This is a genomic window from uncultured Neptuniibacter sp. (genome assembly GCF_947498015.1).
Taxonomy (GTDB): Bacteria; Pseudomonadota; Gammaproteobacteria; order Pseudomonadales; family Balneatricaceae; genus Neptuniibacter.
In genome coordinates, this window is record NZ_CANMIR010000003.1 from 1 (window position 1) to 16,438 (window position 16,438).

The window sequence follows — 16,438 nt, forward strand, 5'->3', positions numbered from 1 at the left end:
ATATCCAGGCCAGTTTTGAATTTGTTCTGAGCACGCATGCGTGCAGCAGATTCTGGGTTGATTGCATCCCAAGGGCTACCCGCATCGGTTTTCAGCGCTGTGATGCTATCGATATCTTGATTCAGTGTAGACATGGTTTTTCCTTCCATATTTTTTCAGCAAGTTTTGGTTGCTGCTTAAAAGTTTCGCAATCGATTCTATTGTGCTTGTTGATATAATTGAAATAAATGAACTTTATTTGCGCTATTTATTCTATGAATAATCGTGTGTTACCATTCTGTAACCACAGTATTGATGCGGCATTGATATGAATCTCGATAAGATCGATCTCAACCTTTTGGTATACCTTGATGTATTGCTGCGGGAGCGAAATGTTACTCGATCGGCCAGCCTGCTTGGGATTACGCAGCCAGCAATGAGTAATGGATTGCGGCGACTGCGTGAAACCTTTGGCGACCCGCTTCTGGTGCGGACAAGTGATGGAATGATCCCTACAGAAAGGGCGCAGACTCTGCAACCGTTACTCCGCCAGATACTGGCTTCTGTTGAGCAAGTGATAGAGCCAAGTAGTGACTTTGATGCACGTTCAAGTGATCGTGTATTCCGTATCATGACCAGTGATTATGGTGAAGCAACGCTGATTCCCAAGCTTTTGAACCGATTGCGTAAGGAAGCACCTGATGTGGTTTTGGATATACTCACACCCAGTGATATGAGCTTTCTTGAGGTTGAACAGGGGCTAGTTGATCTTGTCATAAATCGCTTCGACACGATGCCGCAGTCGTTTCATCAAAAGACATTATGGAGAGACAGCTTTTCCTGCCTTTTTTCGGTTGATAATCCTATTTCACGTGATTTCAGTTTGGATAGCTATCTTATGGCGCGACACGTTTGGGTGAGCAAAACTGGTATGGGGGCGGGGATGGGAATTACTCCGAAAGACACCAAGCGGCTCGGCTGGGTGGATGAAGCGTTAGAAGCGATTGGAGTAAAGCGACATATCTCTGTATTTACCCGTCACTATCAATCTGCAGCCTTGTTGGCTGAGCAGAAAGGACTGGTAGCGACTATCCCAACTAAGGCGGCTGCACAATCAGATAACCCTCGCCTGGTTATGAAGAAGCCACCATTCGATGTGCCAGACTTTGAACTGAAAATGGCCTGGAGTCCGTTGCTGCAACATAATGCTGCCCATAAGTGGATTCGAGGTGTGATTACTGAGGTTGCGCAGAGTAGTGGTGGATGATCTGTTAATCGTGAACTCGATCAGATCAATAATCAAAAGGTGAGATCTCGATAGGGTTATCCAGTACTTCACTGCACGCTGAGCAGTGTTTTTCTGTATGAGGTTGTTTCGAACCGCAATGATTGCAGCTTACTTTGAGTGAGCTTCGTGCTGTTCGAGCGTCAATCACCTTAGCCATTTCTGCTTTCAGATCATCAGATAGTTTCAGTTTGTTAGCTTCGATAATAGTCCACAATGACTCAGTGATAATTGAAAGGGTTTCGAGTTTAAGTTCAAGTGCATTGATGCGCGCGGCATTGATCTCAGATTCAAGTGTTGGATTTGATTGAACTGTTATTTCGTTTTGTGTTGTGTTCATCGCCGTTGGATATCATCAGTTGAGTTTGTGTGAGAATTTTAACGCTCAGTTCTCACATGCTAAAGGAAATAATAACGAATCTAATGTTTCGATGAGCGAGTGCGCAAAACACAGGAGCGGTGTATTGAAGGTGATCACATCACCTGCAGTTAATAAGCAATAAGGGGCTATTTTATTCCTTGGTTGCTGGCTCATTGCAGTTGTGACCACCCTCGGGCATTTGAGGGATCTATTTTCCCCGGTAGCTGGCAGGGCGCTTTTCAACAAAAGCGGTGACCGCTTCCATGTGATCTTCGGTGTTATGACAGATTCCCTGCATCAGGGCGCACTGCTCCAGAAATTCAGGTAGGTCCATTTTCTGCGCGGTTTTCAATAAGCGTTTGCTCATGCGCAGGGCTTGGGGAGGTTTGGCAGCCATCTGTTGTGCTAGCTCATTGGCTCGATGAAGTAACTCATCAGGTTCTACTACATCTAGAAGGATGCCAAGTTCCTTTGCTTCCTGTGCGCCAAATACACGGCCAGTTAATGTAAGTTCGGCAGCCCTCTGATAACCGATCAGCCTTTGAAGGAAATACGCACCGCCATCTCCGGGTATGATGCCCAGATTGACAAATGTTTCACCCATTTGTGCTTTGCTTGAACCGATGCGGATATCGCACATGCAAGTCAGATCAAATCCAGCGCCAATTGCTGCACCATTGACGGCTGCTATGACAGGTATATCAAGTTTAGTCAGTGCGAGCGGAATGCGTTGTATGCCCTGGCGGTATTTATTCTGGACAGTGTATACATCGCCTCCGAATGCGCCATCCTGATGCTCACCGTAGCGTTCGGTCATCTCTTTAATGTTTCCTCCGGCGGAAAAAGCACTGCCTTCGCCAGTGATGATCAGTACGGATACGTCTGGGCAATAATTAGCCCATTCACAGACCTGAAGAATATCATCGATTAGTGCGGTGCCTGTGAGGGCGTTACGAACATCGTGACGTTTGAAAGTGAGGGTTGCGATCCTATCGATCAGTGTGAGACTGCTATCAATCAGCTGGGGTAAAGCGGCTATATCCGTCATAAAGAAGTCCGACTCTTGTTCTTGTTAGAAATGGTTCTCTAAGAGAGTAGGTTCAGTCTACCAGAAACGAGTTAAGATATAAGGGAAAGTACCTATTATGCGTTAATGTGATACGCATAATAGGTAACAGAGATCAGGATTCAACAGGAAAATAGAGAGAGCCTTGTAACAGTAGTGCCTTGATAAGGAGTAGGTTCTCTTCAGATGGAAGGATATCTGAATGGTATACACCGGCACAGAGTTTCTCGGCAAGCTCGGTCTGTTCCGGGCTGCAGGCGCAGCCTTTGCCATCGGCGAAGAGGATGAAATGCTGATCATGCCGATGAAAGGCAAAGCGTGCACCTTCAGTTCTGCATAAGGGCACACCTGAACAAATCAGGTTTTCTATCTCGCCTTCATCGAGTTCAATACTTTGCTCGCCTGCCAGATCGGGGTATTTAGGTTCTGTCATGAACTGACCAAACCAGTGTGATAGCAGTTCCGGGCAGTCGATATACTCATGCAGAATCGATTGCACGCGTTGAATAGCGTCTTCAGTAATCTCGCCTGGGTTGCTCTGAATCGATAGATCGGGGTCGGAGTAACGATCTTCAGCGCTGGTGATACTATCAAGGTAGGTTGTGAAACCCGTCAGGATCTCCTGATGGGAGGGGGCGCGGAAGCCGATAGAGTAGGTCATGCAGTCATCACCAATTGCATAGCCATTATGACCAAGCCGTGGGGGGAGATAGAGCATATCGCCGGGTTGAAGGTCCCAGCTCTGTTCTGTATCCCACTCCGGTAGAATCATCACAGGTACATCTGGCCTGCGAGGAGAGTCTTCTCCATAGATTCCACCAACTTCCCAGCGGCGTGTGCCTGATGCCTGAATCAGGAAAACGTCATAATTATCGTAGTGAGGCCCAACACCACCGCCATCAGCAGCATAACTGACCATGAGGTCATCAAGGCGCCAGTTAGGTGCAAAACGAAACTGTTCTACCAGCTCGCTGGCTTCAGGAACCCAGTGATCGACAGCTTGCACAAGAAGCGTCCAGTGGGAGTCAGGAAGGGATGCAAATATATCCTCCTGCAGAGGACCATGCTTCAGTTGCCACTCTTTTCCATCAGGGGATTGTATGATCAGGCGGGATTCTACATCTTCTTCAAGAGCCATTCCTGCCAATTCATCAGCTGTAACAGGCGGTTGGAAGTCCGGAAAAGCATCTCTTATAAGCAGTGGTTTTTTTTGCCAGTAATCCCGGAGGAACTCTTCTACACTGATATCACCGAAAGGGGAGTTCACTAGTCAATAAACTCCAGTAGCTGTTCAATCGCTTCTTCCATTTCGGCATACACTTTGCGTTTGTCTCTCGCTGCTAAAGCAGCCAGCTTGTTATTGCCCACTTTTTTGATGCACTTCTGCAAGGTTGTAGCGCATTCCCGGATGCCTACAGCGTTGTAGCCCATCATCTTGGATTCGTTGTGCATCTTTGCAATACCGGATCGGAGGTCATCGGCTTGTTTCAGCAGGACTGCTAAATTCTCTTCCATCGTAATAGGCCTTGTCGAAGGTTATTTTTTAAGTTTATCTACGGTTTCTTCAACGGATGTCAGGATGCCGCGAAGCATATTAAGTTCAGTCCGTTCAGGGCGTGAGCGATTGAAAAAACGGCGCAGTTTGTCGAGTACTTTACCCTCATGTTGAGGGATGATGAAATCGGTCAATCGTAGTACCTTTTCAAGATGCTCGAAAAACAGAGTCATCTCTTTCTGGCGGGGGTACTCCTCCTGGATTTCAGGGTAGCTCTTGCCCTCAGCAGTCATGAATACTTCATAACAAAGTAACTGAATGGCTTGTGAGACATTCAATACAGGGTATTCAGGGTTTGCTGGAATATAAACATGGAAGTTGCACTGCTGCAGTTCATGGTTATGAAGCCCCATCGTTTCACGTCCAAAAACAAGTGCAACTGGGGCTGACTCGGCTTCAGCAACTATGCGCTCAGAGCCTTTGCGGGCATCCAGAAGCGGAAGGTCAAAAGTGCGCTTTGTTCTGGCGCTGGTACCAATCACCAGTTGGCAATCGCTAATCGCTTCTTCCAGGGTATTTACGACAATGGCGGACTCAAGAAGATCTTTGGCGCCCGCTGCGCGAGAATAGGCTTCTTCACTGGGGAACTCTTCAGGCTCTACCAGATAGAGCTGAGTTAGTCCCATATTTTTCATTGCACGTGCTGCTGCGCCGATATTGCCGGGATGGAAGGTGTTGATGAGTACAACTCTGATGTTCGAAAGCATATCTGATATATCTCATAAAGAATCGACGAATCGATTCAGGTCGTAAATAAAACGTTCTTTATGCCACAAATGAGGGGAGTGGTCTGAGTTCTCGTAGATATGAAGCTCTGAGCCTTTGATCGCCTGGTTGATCCACTGTTGAAGCTCCGCGCTGTAAAATTGGCTTTCGTCGCCGTAGATCAATAGTGTCGGAAGGCTAATCCCTTTGACAGTTTCACGATAATCCTGCTGTGTAATGCTATCCCAGCAGCGGGTAAGCAGTGCAGCAGGCTGTTTTTCAAGGTAGCTTCGCATCTGTTGGAAGCCTCGAGAGTTCTGCTCATAGTTTTCACGAGATCGACGGTTTTTACCAAACGCGATTAGCTCAAGAACCGCTTCAGCAAAGTTTTCAGTTAAGCGCCCAAGAAAAGCGTGATTGGTATCTGAACAGAAGTTGCTGTACACGCCGTGCTGCCAGTCAGAATCCGTTACAAGCTTTGGTGATTGATCGACTACACAGAGACCTTTCAGGCGCTGGCAACCATGGCGGCGGATATACTCCCAGGAGGTCAATGCTCCCATCGAGTGGCCAATCAGCACGGCGTCGTTGATATCAAGCTGTGCCAACATAGCGTCAAGGTCGTCCGCCATTGAGGGAAGGCTGATCTCGTTCTCTGCAGAATACTCATGGGCACCATGGCCGCGCGCATCCCAGCTTACGACACGATGATTTTCAGCAAGTTCCGATGCGAAAGGAAGCCATTCACGTACACTGGCCGTCCAGCCGTGAAGAAAAACCAGTGTGGTCGATCCTTCGCCTAGAGAGATGTAATGGATTTCTGTTCCGTCAGGTCGCTTGAAATGTTCCATGTGAGTATCAGTTCCAGTATATGAAAAACGGGGCTATAGCCCCGTTTCAGTTAGATTGCTCAAAACAGCAGAGGCTTAGATCTTTTTTGCCTGCGCAACTGCATTACCGATGTAGGTATGCGGAGTCAGCTCTTTAAGTGCTTGTTTAGCTTCTTCTGGCATATCGAGTGTATCTACGAAAGCCAGGATCGTTTCTTTGCTCATATCCTGACCGCGTGTCAGCGCTTTAAGCTTCTCGTATGGCTCTTCAATTGCGTAGCGGCGCATCACTGTCTGAATCGGCTCTGCCAGTACTTCCCAGGCATTTTCCAGATCTTCATTCAGTTGAGTCGGATTGAGTTCCAGCTTGCTAATACCTTTTAAGCTGGACTGATAGGCGATCAGGCTATAGCCAAAACCAACACCCATGTTTCGAAGTACAGTAGAATCTGTGAGGTCACGCTGCCAGCGGGAGATCGGGAGCTTCTGGGCCAGGTGACTCATGATTGCATTCGCAATACCCAGGTTGCCTTCGGAGTTTTCAAAATCGATCGGATTGACTTTATGAGGCATTGTAGAGGAGCCTACTTCGCCTGCAATCGTTTTCTGTTTGAAGTACGCCTGTGAGATGTAGCCCCAGATATCGCGGTCAAAATCGATCAGGATTGTGTTAAAGCGGGCCACCGCATCAAATAGCTCAGCAATATAATCGTGAGGCTCAATCTGAGTGGTGTACGGGTTCCAGGAGAGCCCCAGGCTTTCGACGAAATCTTTCGCATTAATCTCCCAATCAACATCAGGGTATGCAGAAAGGTGCGCATTATAGTTGCCAACCGCACCGTTGATCTTGCCTAGGAGCTCAACGCTCTCAAGCTGTTTGATCTGGCGCTGCATGCGATAAGCAACATTTGCCATCTCTTTACCTACGGTGGTAGGGGAGGCAGTTTGACCGTGTGTGCGTGACAGCATTGGCTGTTCAGCGAAATCACGACCCAGCTGGGCGATCTCGTCTGTAACCTGCTGCATCTGTGGCAGTACAACATCTAATCCATTTTTCAGCATCAATGCGTGAGAAAGGTTATTGATGTCTTCAGAGGTACATGCGAAATGAACAAACTCATTGATCGCCATCAGCTCGGCATTATCTTTGAATTTGTCTTTGATGAAATACTCAACCGCTTTCACATCGTGGTTGGTGGTGCGTTCAATATCTTTAACTGCCTGAGCGTCTGCAGGGCCAAAGTTGTCGACGATCGAGTTCAGCAGAGCGTTTGCATCGGTACTCAGTGCTGGTACTTCAGTGATCTGAGAGTGAGAAGCAAGTTTCTGTAGCCAGCGGACTTCAACTTCAACGCGGAAGCGGATCAGGCCATATTCACTAAAAACATCGCGCAGGTCAGCAGTTTTGCTGCCATAGCGGCCATCAACCGGAGAAACGGCAGTCAGTGCGGAAAGCTCCATGAATCGATCTCTACCTTTATTAGGTTAAAAATTAGGCGCGCATTATACCTGAGTGAGTCGCTTTTTCGAAGTTTTACCGGGAGGTTATCCCATGATTTTTTTTAGCGATGGACGAATGCGAGACTTGAAAAACAGCAGTTGCCAGCGCTTGCCACCCTTTTGACGCCAAAGCATCGCACTACGGATGCCTGCGAGCAGAAGCGCCCTGACTTTGGCTGCATTCTCACTATTTTGCAGATGGCGAGGATCACCGGTTACCTGAATGCGAAAGCTAAAGCTGCTGATGGTGTCCTGATAGAGGCTGGCAATGTTTGCGATAACATTGGGATGACAAAATGTTGCCGGGTTGCTCATTGCATCCGGGTCATCAGGATTAAAATAGCGTGCTTGTTCTGAAACCTGCTTTAGTCGTTGGGCAATGGTTTGTAGCATCTCGGGGTTAGCACTTAGCTTACGTTCCAGATGCATCATGCTGAGTGCATAGCGGACCACATCTTTATTATGTTCAGCGCGCGGTTTCTCGACCATATCCTTGAGATTCTGCAATCCCAGATGGAGATTGTAGGGCAGTTCATCGGAACCTCCATAGATATCCTCTGACGTCTCAGGATCAAGCTGCATGATGCTGAAGATACTGGTTTCAAATGTGTTCTGCGAAACCATGCCGCGAGTTGCGATCTGTTCTACCAGAGCGGCTGCCTGAAAAAGGCCAGCTAATCCTAATGTTTGTTCATCATGAGCACGGGACACAGCGACAACCTCAGTTACTTAATTCTTTATGCTTACCGGTTTTTTCAATAACACCGCCACCGAGACAGATATCTTTAGTGTAGATAACGACAGATTGCCCGGGGGTGATGGCGCGCTGTGGTTCGCTAAAACTAATGCGATACCCGCTTTCACCATGACGCTCAATAATGCAGCTCTGATCGCTCTGGCGATACCGTACTTTCGCCTTACATTTGAAAGGTAGTTCGGGCTCTTCACCGTTAATCCAGAACAGCTCGTCAGCTGTAAGCCAGTCAGTAAAGAGCAGGTCATGTTGTTTGCCCTGTACAGCGATCAGGACGTTGCGTTCAAGGTCCTTTCCGGCGACAAACCAGGGTTCTTCGGGATAGTTTTTCAAACCGCCGATCTGCAACCCCTGGCGCTGGCCGATGGTGTAATACATTAAGCCTGTATGTTCACCAATAACATCACCGTCAGGAGTTTCGATCTTGCCCGGCTGAGCAGGTAGATACTGCTTAAGGAAATCACTGAAGCGGCGCTCGCCAATGAAGCAGATTCCGGTACTGTCCTTTTTGTTATGAGTTACAAGATCGTGTTGTTCTGCCAGTTTCCGAACCTCGGGTTTCTCCAGCTCGCCTACAGGAAAGAGGGTTTTCTCAATCTCTTTCTGTCCAACCTGGTGTAGGAAATAGCTTTGATCTTTATTGTTATCTATTCCTTTGAGCAGACATGTTTTGCCTGATCTATCACCACGGCGTACATAGTGGCCAGTTGCGATCAGATCTGCCCCAAGCTCTAAAGCGTATTCGAGAAAGGCTTTAAACTTAATCTCCCGGTTGCAGAGGATGTCAGGATTAGGAGTTCTGCCAGCCTTGTACTCTTCGAGGAAATGCTCGAAGACATTATCCCAATACTCAGCAGCAAAGTTTGCGGTATGCAGATGGATACCCAGTTTGTCACACACCGCCTGGGCATCCGCCAGATCATCTTTGGCTGTACAGTATTCAGTGCCATCATCCTCATCCCAGTTTTTCATAAACAGGCCTTCCACCTGATAGCCTTGTTGTTGTAAAAGCAGGGCAGAAACGGATGAGTCAACGCCGCCGGACATGCCGACGATCACTTTGGTATCAGTATGATCTGTCATAGGAACTTGATTCAGTTTAAGTATTCGGTTATCAGATTGAGAGGATATTGCTTGCCGGCCAGATAATCATCAATACAGCGCAACACCATTGGGCTTCTTAATTTTTCCTGTTGTGCAGCGATCTCATCCCGGCTCATCCAGATCGCTTGAATGATCCCTTTATCAAGTTGGCGCGCACTTTCATGCCGAATCGCTTCAGCATAGAAACAGGCCCGATGGTATGTCGTGTTGTTCAGCGCTGATTTATAAATATAGAGCCCGACAAGATACTTGGGGTCTATATGCCAGGCAGTTTCCTCAAGTGTTTCGCGGCAGACGGCTGTGATGAAGGTTTCATCCTCTTCAATGTGTCCTGCAGGTTGATTCAGAACAATCTGCCCGGATGAGTGTTCTTCGACCAGTAAAAACTTGCCCTCTTTTTCAACAATGGCAGCAACAGTAGCGTGAGGGTGCCAGCTCATTCTAATCCTCTATATTTCGTGTGTTAGCAGGGTTTTGTGGCCAAAATTATAGCGGATAACCTTATCATTATCGCCGGTTTTTAGATAGCCGTTTACCGTCAGTGTGGTTGAATAAAGTCGCCAGAAAAGTGCTATGATCACGATGACTGTCAATGGAGTATTTGTGTGATGTCTGTAACTGAAATCTTTGTGCAAACAGATGACTTTGATATTGGTGATCTGTCGGAACGGGTCAGGGCAAATGATGCGACCAGTGGTGCAATAGTGACATTCACAGGAATTGTCAGAGAGCTGGAAAACGGTAACGCCTCGCTCGAGGCTTTATTTCTTGAGCATTATCCTGGAATGACAGAGAAAGCCTTGGCTGCTATCGCTGTAAAAGCGAGAGAGCGTTGGGAGCTGGGAAATATCGTCATCAGTCATCGAGTTGGGCGTTTGTCTCTCAATGAAAATATCGTTTTTGTAGGTGTCGGAAGTGCTCACCGCAATAACGCATTTGAAGCGGCTCAGTTCATTATGGATTATCTTAAAAAGGATGCGCCTTTCTGGAAAAAAGAGATCTCCTCTGAGGGTGAACTGTGGGTTGAGCAGAAGGCGAGTGACCTTAAAGCCGCAGATAAATGGTAGGTTTTAACGTTTTACATAATTACTCATGTATTAGTTGACTGGTAATGACTCTGTTACGGCCTAGCTCTTTTGCCTTATAAAGTGCTTGGTCAGCCGATTCCATAAGACCGTCGCTGCTTGTGTGTATTGGCTGCCACTGAGCAACACCAAATGTGGCAGTTACCTTAAACGTGCAGTTGCCGTTATTGAACTGTTTTTCAGCAAATGACTTTCTAATACGTTCTATGATCTTACTGGCTTCCAATTGGGTTGTATTTGGAAAGCAGATCACAAATTCATCCCCGCCAAAGCGGCCCGCAAAGTCAGTATCACGAGTTTTCTCGCGCAAGAGTTGGGCGAATGTTGCTAGAACTTTGTCCCCGGCTTGGTGACCTAATGAATCATTAATTCCCTTGAAATGATCCAGATCGCAGACACATAAGCTGATGTGGTTCTCGTGACTCCTGGCGTCAGCAATGGCGAGGTCAAGACTGCTGAAGAACTGCCTGCGATTAAGTAGGTCAGTTAGGGGATCATAGCTAGCAAAATAGTTTATCTCCTCTATCGCATCGTCGCGACTACTCATCACCTGGCGAATAAGTAGCAGCATTATGGTACCGAGCGAGAAAACGAAAAGAGTAAACAGCACGACGCCTTTGATGACCCAGGCTTCGTGTCGCTCGACGGCGTGAGCAGAATCCTGAGTAAAGCGCTGGAGTTCATCTCGTAAAGTGATTAACTCCTTAGTGAGGTCGCTTTCCTCTTTGCTTAATAATGCGATGAAGTCCGAAGAGACGGTTATTTGATTAGATTTGATTGTCTCAATCAATTGGATGACTTGAGTCTGGTAGTGGGAATGCTCGGTAATGACCTGTTCAAGCAGGTGTTTAACCCTGCTCATTTTTTGGCGGGTTATTTCTCGCTGGGAAGTTAGTAAAGGTGTGAGAAGCAGATTCAGGCCTTCAGAAGCTTCGTTGAATTTCTCACCAGTACGAATGAAACTTTCTTCGAGTATGGTTATGACCGATAGCTTGTGAGCATCTTTAATATTATGCAGCTTCTCGATCAATAATGTTTGTTCAAACTGTCGATCGATCAGGGGAAGAAGTTGTGCAGCGAGGGGAAGGTCCCGATTTGCAACCTCATAAAACTCCGCTTTCACCTGTTGCATCTGCCAATAGGCAAAACCACCATTGACCAGAATGAGAAGGGCTATTACGAAAGCCAGGCTGAAAATATAACGATTGCTCTTTCTATGTTGCTTTAACGTCATCCTGGATTCTATTTATTTGGGTTATTTAGTAACTAATTGAAACTAATAGTTTATTTTATTGCAAGCTGAAACGGGGAAGGCGGGTTGTTTATTAATTAAGAGCGTCTTGATGAATGTTGAAGGGATCGAGTCTCTGTTTAGCCGTCATCGCCAGTGCCGATGTTAATTTGCGGTACATGTCTGAATTTAACCCCCAAACATGCCAGTAAAGGGGAACTGCGATGTACCGGCCCGGTGTCATATCTACGATTTTACCTGTGTCAATTAACATCTCGCTCTGTTGGTCCGGTACCATTCCGCAGGCATGCCCCTGCACAATCAATTGGAGGAAGGATTCAGTTGATGGGATTCTGTGTTTGGGATAATCGTTGGGTTTAAGATCAAAAAATCGTGACAGGTACCGGTTTTGGAGTTCATCTTTATTGCTAAATTCTGCAACTGGCGCTTGTGTAAACCCTTTCTTAGTGATGCCGGACGGAAAGTATTTTTTGATATAAGCCGGGCTGGCAATGCAGCGATAGGGCATCACACCTAAAGGGATGCAGTTACACCCCTGCATGGCGCTGTTACTTGAGCTAATGCATCCGGCGACCTGACCGCTGCGAAGGAGGTGGTGAGTTTGGTCCTGATCCTCAACCTTAAGATCTAAGAGAATTTTGTTACGTTCAAGAAGTGGGGTAACGGCATCCAGAAACCAGGTGGCAAGACTGTCAGCGTTCAGGCCAATTGCTATCTGGGTATAGTTATTGACTGCCTGCTTAGTCAGGGATTGGTCGAGCTCTACTTGCAGGAGCATGACCTGTCGATAATGCTTGAGTAAAAGCTGGCCAGCATCAGTGGCTTGTGGTGGGTTGGTTCTGATGACTAAAACTTTCCCGATCTGTTCCTCGAGCTGTCTAAGTCTCTGTGATATTGCCGACTGGGTCACATGGAGCTTTCTGGCAGCCTTATCAAAGCTTTCCTCTTCGAGTACCGCAGCGAGAGTTTGAAGTTGTTTGTAATCCAGCATTTATTAGTTCTACTTATAATTCATTAATAATATTAGTTTTACTTTTTCTCTCGGTTTGCGCAATCTTTCAGCCGAAATTAAGTAGAGCGAAATACATGACTTCATTATTCACTTCAGCTTATCTGGTTGCATTACTGAAAGGGCTGGCTACCAGTGCCGGACTGATCGTGGCTATCGGTGCACAAAATGCATTTGTACTCGCGCAAGGATTGAAGCGCGAGCATCACTGGCCGGTTGCCTGGTTATGCTTTCTGTTTGATGCGGTACTGATTACGGCGGGGACTGTTGGCGTTGGTGCGCTGGTTTCGCAATCCGATTTTTTAATGACAAGTTTTCGTTGGTTGGGTGCTTGTTTCCTCTTTGCTTTTGGTCTCCGCTCGTTCTATGCATCATATTCCCCAAAGCGGATAGAGGAGAGTGAAGATCGGACACTCAGCTTAAAGGCTGCACTGGTAACAACAGCCGTTGTGACACTGTTTAATCCGCATGCATATCTGGATACGCTGGTACTGATCGGGAGCATTGGTGGGCAGTATGCAGAGACCGAACGATACTGGTTTACCGGTGGGGCTATCAGCTTTTCGTTTATCTGGTTTTTTGGGATTGCATATGGTGCTCGATATCTTCGCCCGGTTTTTCAGAGCAGGAATGCGTGGCGAATATTGGATTTGATGATTGGCGTGATGATGTGGGCCATCGCGGTAAGTTTGCTCTGGCCCAGGTTTTAGTGTCAGTGTTGAGGATCGAGATCTTTGGGTCTTTCATTGGGCCAGTGTTGGTGGCGGTTAAATCGCTTCTCCAGAATGCGGAATAGCAAAATCAGGAGGGCGCTGATAATCAGATAGATCACTCCGGCGGCAAGGAAGATCTCTAGGGGGGTGTAGGTTCTTGCGATAATTGTTCGTGCCATACCGGTGAGGTCAAGGAGTGTAATAGTACTGGCCAGGGCGCTTCCCTTAAGCATCAAAATAACTTCGTTACCGTATGATGGCATCATAATGCCGAAGGCTCTTGGTAGAATGATGCGTCTCAGCATTAGTGGATAGCTCATGCCGAGTGCCCGAGCAGCCTCAATTTCCCCTTTGGGAATAGACTGTATTGCCCCTCTAAGGAGCTCAGCAATGTAGGCCGCTGTATGAAGTGCGAATGTGATGATGGCACACCAGTAAGGTTCTCGCAGTATTGGCCATAATGCAGACTCTTTGATAATGCTGAACTGTGATGCACCGTAGTAGATCAGAAAGATCTGGATCAGCAGAGGTGTGCCTCTGAAAAAAAAGATATAAGCAAAGGGAATCGCTTGTATCCATGGTCGATCTGAAACGCGCATCAACGCCAGTGGGATCGCCAGCATCAAGCCTACAAAGCCGGAAAAAAGGACCAGCTCCAGTGTCAGCCAGGCGCCCTGAAGGAGGCGGGGGTAGTGTTCGAGGATAACATCCCATTCCCAGCTCATGAGCGTGCCCCCTGATAGCCTTGATTGGCTTTGCGTTCAAGCAGGTGTAGCCCCGCCATTGAGATAGATGTCATCAGCAGGTAAACCATGGCTGCTGCAAAATAGAAGGTGAACGGCTCTTTGGTATTGCCAACTGCAACGGAAGCTTGTCGCATCAGTTCATTCAGGCCGATCACAGAGACCAGTGCCGTATCCTTTAGAAGAACCAGGAAAAGGTTTCCCAGTCCTGGGAGAGCTAATCTCCAGACCTGAGGTAGGGTGATGCGTCTGAAAGTCTGGAAACGTGACATTCCCAAAGCCACGGCTGCTTCTCTTTGACCTTTAGGGATCTCTTGCATCGCGCTGCGGAACACCTCGGTAGCATACGCACCGAATGCAATGCTGAGAGCCGTGACACCCGCAACAAAAGGGCTTAACTCAATATACTCGTCATATCCAAACAGGCTCGCGATAGCCATCAATACAGCAGAAGAGCCGAAATAGATAGTCAAAACGAGCAGCAGTTCAGGCATACCCCGTACGAAGAGGGTATAGCTGTTTCCCAGCAGATTAGCTGTTTTGGATGAGGACAGCTTTGCCGAAGCGCCGATGATTCCAAACAGGAGCCCGACAAAGAGACTGCATACCGCTAACTGAATTGTGATCCAGGCGCCGCTTATTAAGAGGTGCCCAAAGCCCTGAAGATCCATAAAGGTTACCTGATAAAAGGGATCGCTTACTTAAGTCAACCGATCCCCTTTGAATGTCAGCTTAGTAGATAGAGAACGGGAAGTACTTAGCGTTAATTTTTTCGTATGTCCCGTTTTCAATAATCGCTTGAAGAGCCTGATTGATACGCTGTTTTAGCTGCTTGTCCTGTTTCCGGACAGCGATCGCTATCTTGTCATCAATATCAATTTTGTCACCACGAAATTCAAATGCCTGGCCCTCTTCAGATTGAAGCCAGTCGTATGCTGGAAGCTTATCAGACAGAATTGCATCAAGGCGGCCGCTGGATAGATCCAGGTAAGCATTATCCTGTGTATCGTAGAGTTTAACCGTCGCTACATCACCCAGGTGATCTTCAAGGTACTGTCCTGCGATTGTGGCACGTTGAGCGCCAATCACTTTGCCTTTAAGTGCTTTGGGATCAAAGGTACTCCCTTTACCACTGACAAATGTCAGAGAGTTTGAGTAGTAGTGGTCAGTGAAAGCTACGACGCGACTACGTTCAGGAGTGATCGACAGGCTGGCAATAATCGCATCATATTTTCGAGCCTTAAGGCCTGGAATAATTCCGTCCCAATCCTGGGCAACAATTTTGCAATCCGCCTTCATCTGTTCACAGAGCGCATTGGCGATATCTACATCAAAACCGGCTAGTTCACCGTCTGCATTAATCATATTGAAAGGAGCGTAGGCACCTTCAGTCGCAATGCGAATCTTATCGCCTGCTATAGCCGGTGTTACGATTGTCGCAGCAATCAATGTTGCAGCAGAGATAAATTTTTTAAAGCTCATCGATCTATCCTCGCGGAATAATTATTGTAGTTAAGTGCAAGTTAAAAGTGGGTACTTAAGAAAGCACGGCAGCGATCTGAGTCTGGATTGGTAAATACCTTTTCTGGTTCACCTATCTCCTCTATCTGGCCTTGATGCAGGAAAACGATCTGGCTGGAAACTTCACGTGCGAAACGCATCTCATGCGTTACGATCAGCATTGTTCTGCCTTCAGCGGCAAGATCACGCATGACGTTGAGTACTTCGTTGACTAATTCCGGATCGAGAGCTGAAGTCGGTTCATCAAAGAGCAGTACTCTTGGCTCCATAGCCAGGGTTCGAGCAATGGCGATACGTTGTTGCTGACCACCCGACAACTGGTTGGGGTAACTATCCTTTTTATCGAAAAGGCCAACTTTACGCAGATAGGATTCAGCTTTTTCACGCGCCGTTGCCTTATCCTGCTTAAGCACATGGACGGGAGCTTCCATAATGTTTTCAATCACGGTCATGTGTGGCCAGAGATTGAAGTTTTGGAAGACAAAACCGATAGAAGCACGCATTCTCTCTAGCTGTTTCTGATCAGCTGATTCAAGGTTACCCTCTTTGGAGGGCTTAAGTTTGAATGCCTCACCGGCAAAACTGATCTGTCCAGAGGAGGGGGCTTCGAGTAGGTTCAGGCAGCGAAGGAAAGTACTTTTTCCTGAGCCACTGGAGCCCAGGATAGAGATGACATCTCCTTCATGTGCTGTTAACGAGATCCCTTTCAAAACCTCGAGGGAACCGTAGCTTTTATGGAGATCACTTATTTCCAGTGCGACGGTAGCATCTGTCATAAAGGGCATTTCCCTGTGCTTCTGTTCGTAATAAAACGGCGCATTACAGCAAAAAGGAAAATGTAACGCAAACCTATCTTGAATGATTGTTCCGGTGTTTGCTGACCTCGCTAGAGGCCTTTATTTACATAGGTTGCAGCGAAATGGGTGATTATTCTGTATCTTCCAGCTGGGCGCTTTTATCTACTGTTTAGTGTGTG

The 16,438-nt window shown here is 47.2% G+C and carries 19 protein-coding genes; 3 read left to right on the plus strand and 16 right to left on the minus strand.

Annotation, left to right across the window (positions count from 1 at the left end; genetic code table 11):
• Positions 1–307 precede the first annotated feature (307 nt).
• Positions 308–1,246 carry a LysR family transcriptional regulator gene (locus Q0882_RS04180; RefSeq protein WP_299178416.1) on the plus strand — a complete coding sequence of 313 codons (939 nt, stop codon included), beginning with the start codon at positions 308–310 and terminating at the stop codon, positions 1,244–1,246.
• A 25-nt stretch (positions 1,247–1,271) separates the two neighbouring features.
• Here the strand turns inward: Q0882_RS04180 and Q0882_RS04185 are convergent, their stop codons facing one another.
• The 10 genes from Q0882_RS04185 to Q0882_RS04230 all read right to left on the minus strand — a co-directional run bounded on the left by Q0882_RS04185 (position 1,272) and on the right by Q0882_RS04230 (position 9,579).
• Positions 1,272–1,604 carry a hypothetical protein gene (locus Q0882_RS04185; protein WP_299178417.1) on the minus strand — a complete coding sequence of 111 codons (333 nt, stop codon included), beginning with the start codon at positions 1,602–1,604 and terminating at the stop codon, positions 1,272–1,274.
• A gap of 229 nt (positions 1,605–1,833) precedes the next feature.
• Entirely contained in the window at positions 1,834–2,673 is an 840-nt protein-coding gene (locus Q0882_RS04190; RefSeq protein ID WP_299178418.1) for an enoyl-CoA hydratase-related protein, read from the minus strand.
• Between the two features lie 133 nt (positions 2,674–2,806).
• Positions 2,807–3,958, minus strand: coding sequence for a cupin domain-containing protein (locus Q0882_RS04195; protein ID WP_299178419.1), 1,152 nt, complete (start codon positions 3,956–3,958; stop codon positions 2,807–2,809).
• Positions 3,958–4,206, minus strand: a complete 249-nt coding sequence (locus tag Q0882_RS04200) for a hypothetical protein (RefSeq protein ID WP_299178420.1) — start codon at positions 4,204–4,206, stop codon at positions 3,958–3,960. Before Q0882_RS04200 ends, Q0882_RS04195 begins: the two co-directional genes overlap by 1 nt.
• Positions 4,207–4,227: 21 nt before the next feature.
• A complete protein-coding gene (gene trmJ, locus Q0882_RS04205; protein WP_299178421.1) occupies positions 4,228–4,953 on the minus strand; it encodes a tRNA (cytosine(32)/uridine(32)-2'-O)-methyltransferase TrmJ in 726 nt (241 codons plus the stop codon).
• A 12-nt stretch (positions 4,954–4,965) separates the two neighbouring features.
• Positions 4,966–5,802, minus strand: a complete 837-nt coding sequence (locus Q0882_RS04210; RefSeq protein WP_299178423.1) for an alpha/beta hydrolase — start codon at positions 5,800–5,802, stop codon at positions 4,966–4,968.
• Between the two features lie 75 nt (positions 5,803–5,877).
• On the minus strand, positions 5,878–7,242 hold the full coding sequence (gene purB / locus Q0882_RS04215) for an adenylosuccinate lyase (protein ID WP_299178425.1): 1,365 nt from the start codon (positions 7,240–7,242) through the stop codon (positions 5,878–5,880).
• An 84-nt stretch (positions 7,243–7,326) separates the two neighbouring features.
• Positions 7,327–7,992 (minus strand): high frequency lysogenization protein HflD, encoded by a 666-nt coding sequence (gene hflD, locus Q0882_RS04220; RefSeq protein ID WP_299178427.1) that lies wholly within the window; start codon positions 7,990–7,992, stop codon positions 7,327–7,329.
• Between the two features lie 10 nt (positions 7,993–8,002).
• Positions 8,003–9,118 carry a tRNA 2-thiouridine(34) synthase MnmA gene (gene mnmA / locus Q0882_RS04225; protein ID WP_299178429.1) on the minus strand — a complete coding sequence of 372 codons (1,116 nt, stop codon included), beginning with the start codon at positions 9,116–9,118 and terminating at the stop codon, positions 8,003–8,005.
• Positions 9,119–9,129: 11 nt separating this feature from the next.
• On the minus strand, positions 9,130–9,579 hold the full coding sequence (locus Q0882_RS04230; RefSeq protein WP_299178431.1) for an NUDIX hydrolase: 450 nt from the start codon (positions 9,577–9,579) through the stop codon (positions 9,130–9,132).
• A 168-nt stretch (positions 9,580–9,747) separates the two neighbouring features.
• Here Q0882_RS04230 and moaE point away from each other — a divergent pair, with 168 nt between their 5' ends.
• Positions 9,748–10,206 (plus strand): molybdopterin synthase catalytic subunit MoaE, encoded by a 459-nt coding sequence (gene moaE / locus Q0882_RS04235; protein WP_299178433.1) that lies wholly within the window; start codon positions 9,748–9,750, stop codon positions 10,204–10,206.
• 19 nt (positions 10,207–10,225) lie between these two features.
• Here the strand turns inward: moaE and Q0882_RS04240 are convergent, their stop codons facing one another.
• Positions 10,226–11,458 carry a GGDEF domain-containing protein gene (locus tag Q0882_RS04240; RefSeq protein WP_299178435.1) on the minus strand — a complete coding sequence of 411 codons (1,233 nt, stop codon included), beginning with the start codon at positions 11,456–11,458 and terminating at the stop codon, positions 10,226–10,228.
• Between the two features lie 91 nt (positions 11,459–11,549).
• Positions 11,550–12,467 carry a LysR family transcriptional regulator ArgP gene (locus Q0882_RS04245; protein ID WP_299178437.1) on the minus strand — a complete coding sequence of 306 codons (918 nt, stop codon included), beginning with the start codon at positions 12,465–12,467 and terminating at the stop codon, positions 11,550–11,552.
• Between the two features lie 95 nt (positions 12,468–12,562).
• On the opposite strand from Q0882_RS04245, the gene Q0882_RS04250 reads away from it, so the two are divergent.
• The gene (locus tag Q0882_RS04250; protein WP_299178439.1) at positions 12,563–13,195 is read left to right on the plus strand and encodes a LysE/ArgO family amino acid transporter; all 633 of its coding nucleotides are present in this window, start codon (positions 12,563–12,565) and stop codon (positions 13,193–13,195) included.
• Between the two features lie 2 nt (positions 13,196–13,197).
• On the opposite strand, the gene Q0882_RS04255 is transcribed toward Q0882_RS04250, so the two are convergent.
• The 4 genes from Q0882_RS04255 to Q0882_RS04270 form a co-directional block, all read right to left on the minus strand.
• Positions 13,198–13,923, minus strand: a complete 726-nt coding sequence (locus tag Q0882_RS04255) for an ABC transporter permease (RefSeq protein WP_299178441.1) — start codon at positions 13,921–13,923, stop codon at positions 13,198–13,200.
• Entirely contained in the window at positions 13,920–14,612 is a 693-nt protein-coding gene (locus Q0882_RS04260) for an ABC transporter permease (protein ID WP_299178443.1), read from the minus strand. The genes Q0882_RS04255 and Q0882_RS04260 overlap by 4 nt, the downstream gene beginning before the upstream one ends.
• Positions 14,613–14,673: 61 nt before the next feature.
• Entirely contained in the window at positions 14,674–15,423 is a 750-nt protein-coding gene (locus tag Q0882_RS04265) for an ABC transporter substrate-binding protein (protein ID WP_299178445.1), read from the minus strand.
• Between the two features lie 41 nt (positions 15,424–15,464).
• A complete protein-coding gene (locus tag Q0882_RS04270) occupies positions 15,465–16,238 on the minus strand; it encodes an ABC transporter ATP-binding protein (RefSeq protein WP_299178447.1) in 774 nt (257 codons plus the stop codon).
• Positions 16,239–16,438: the final 200 nt, after the last annotated feature.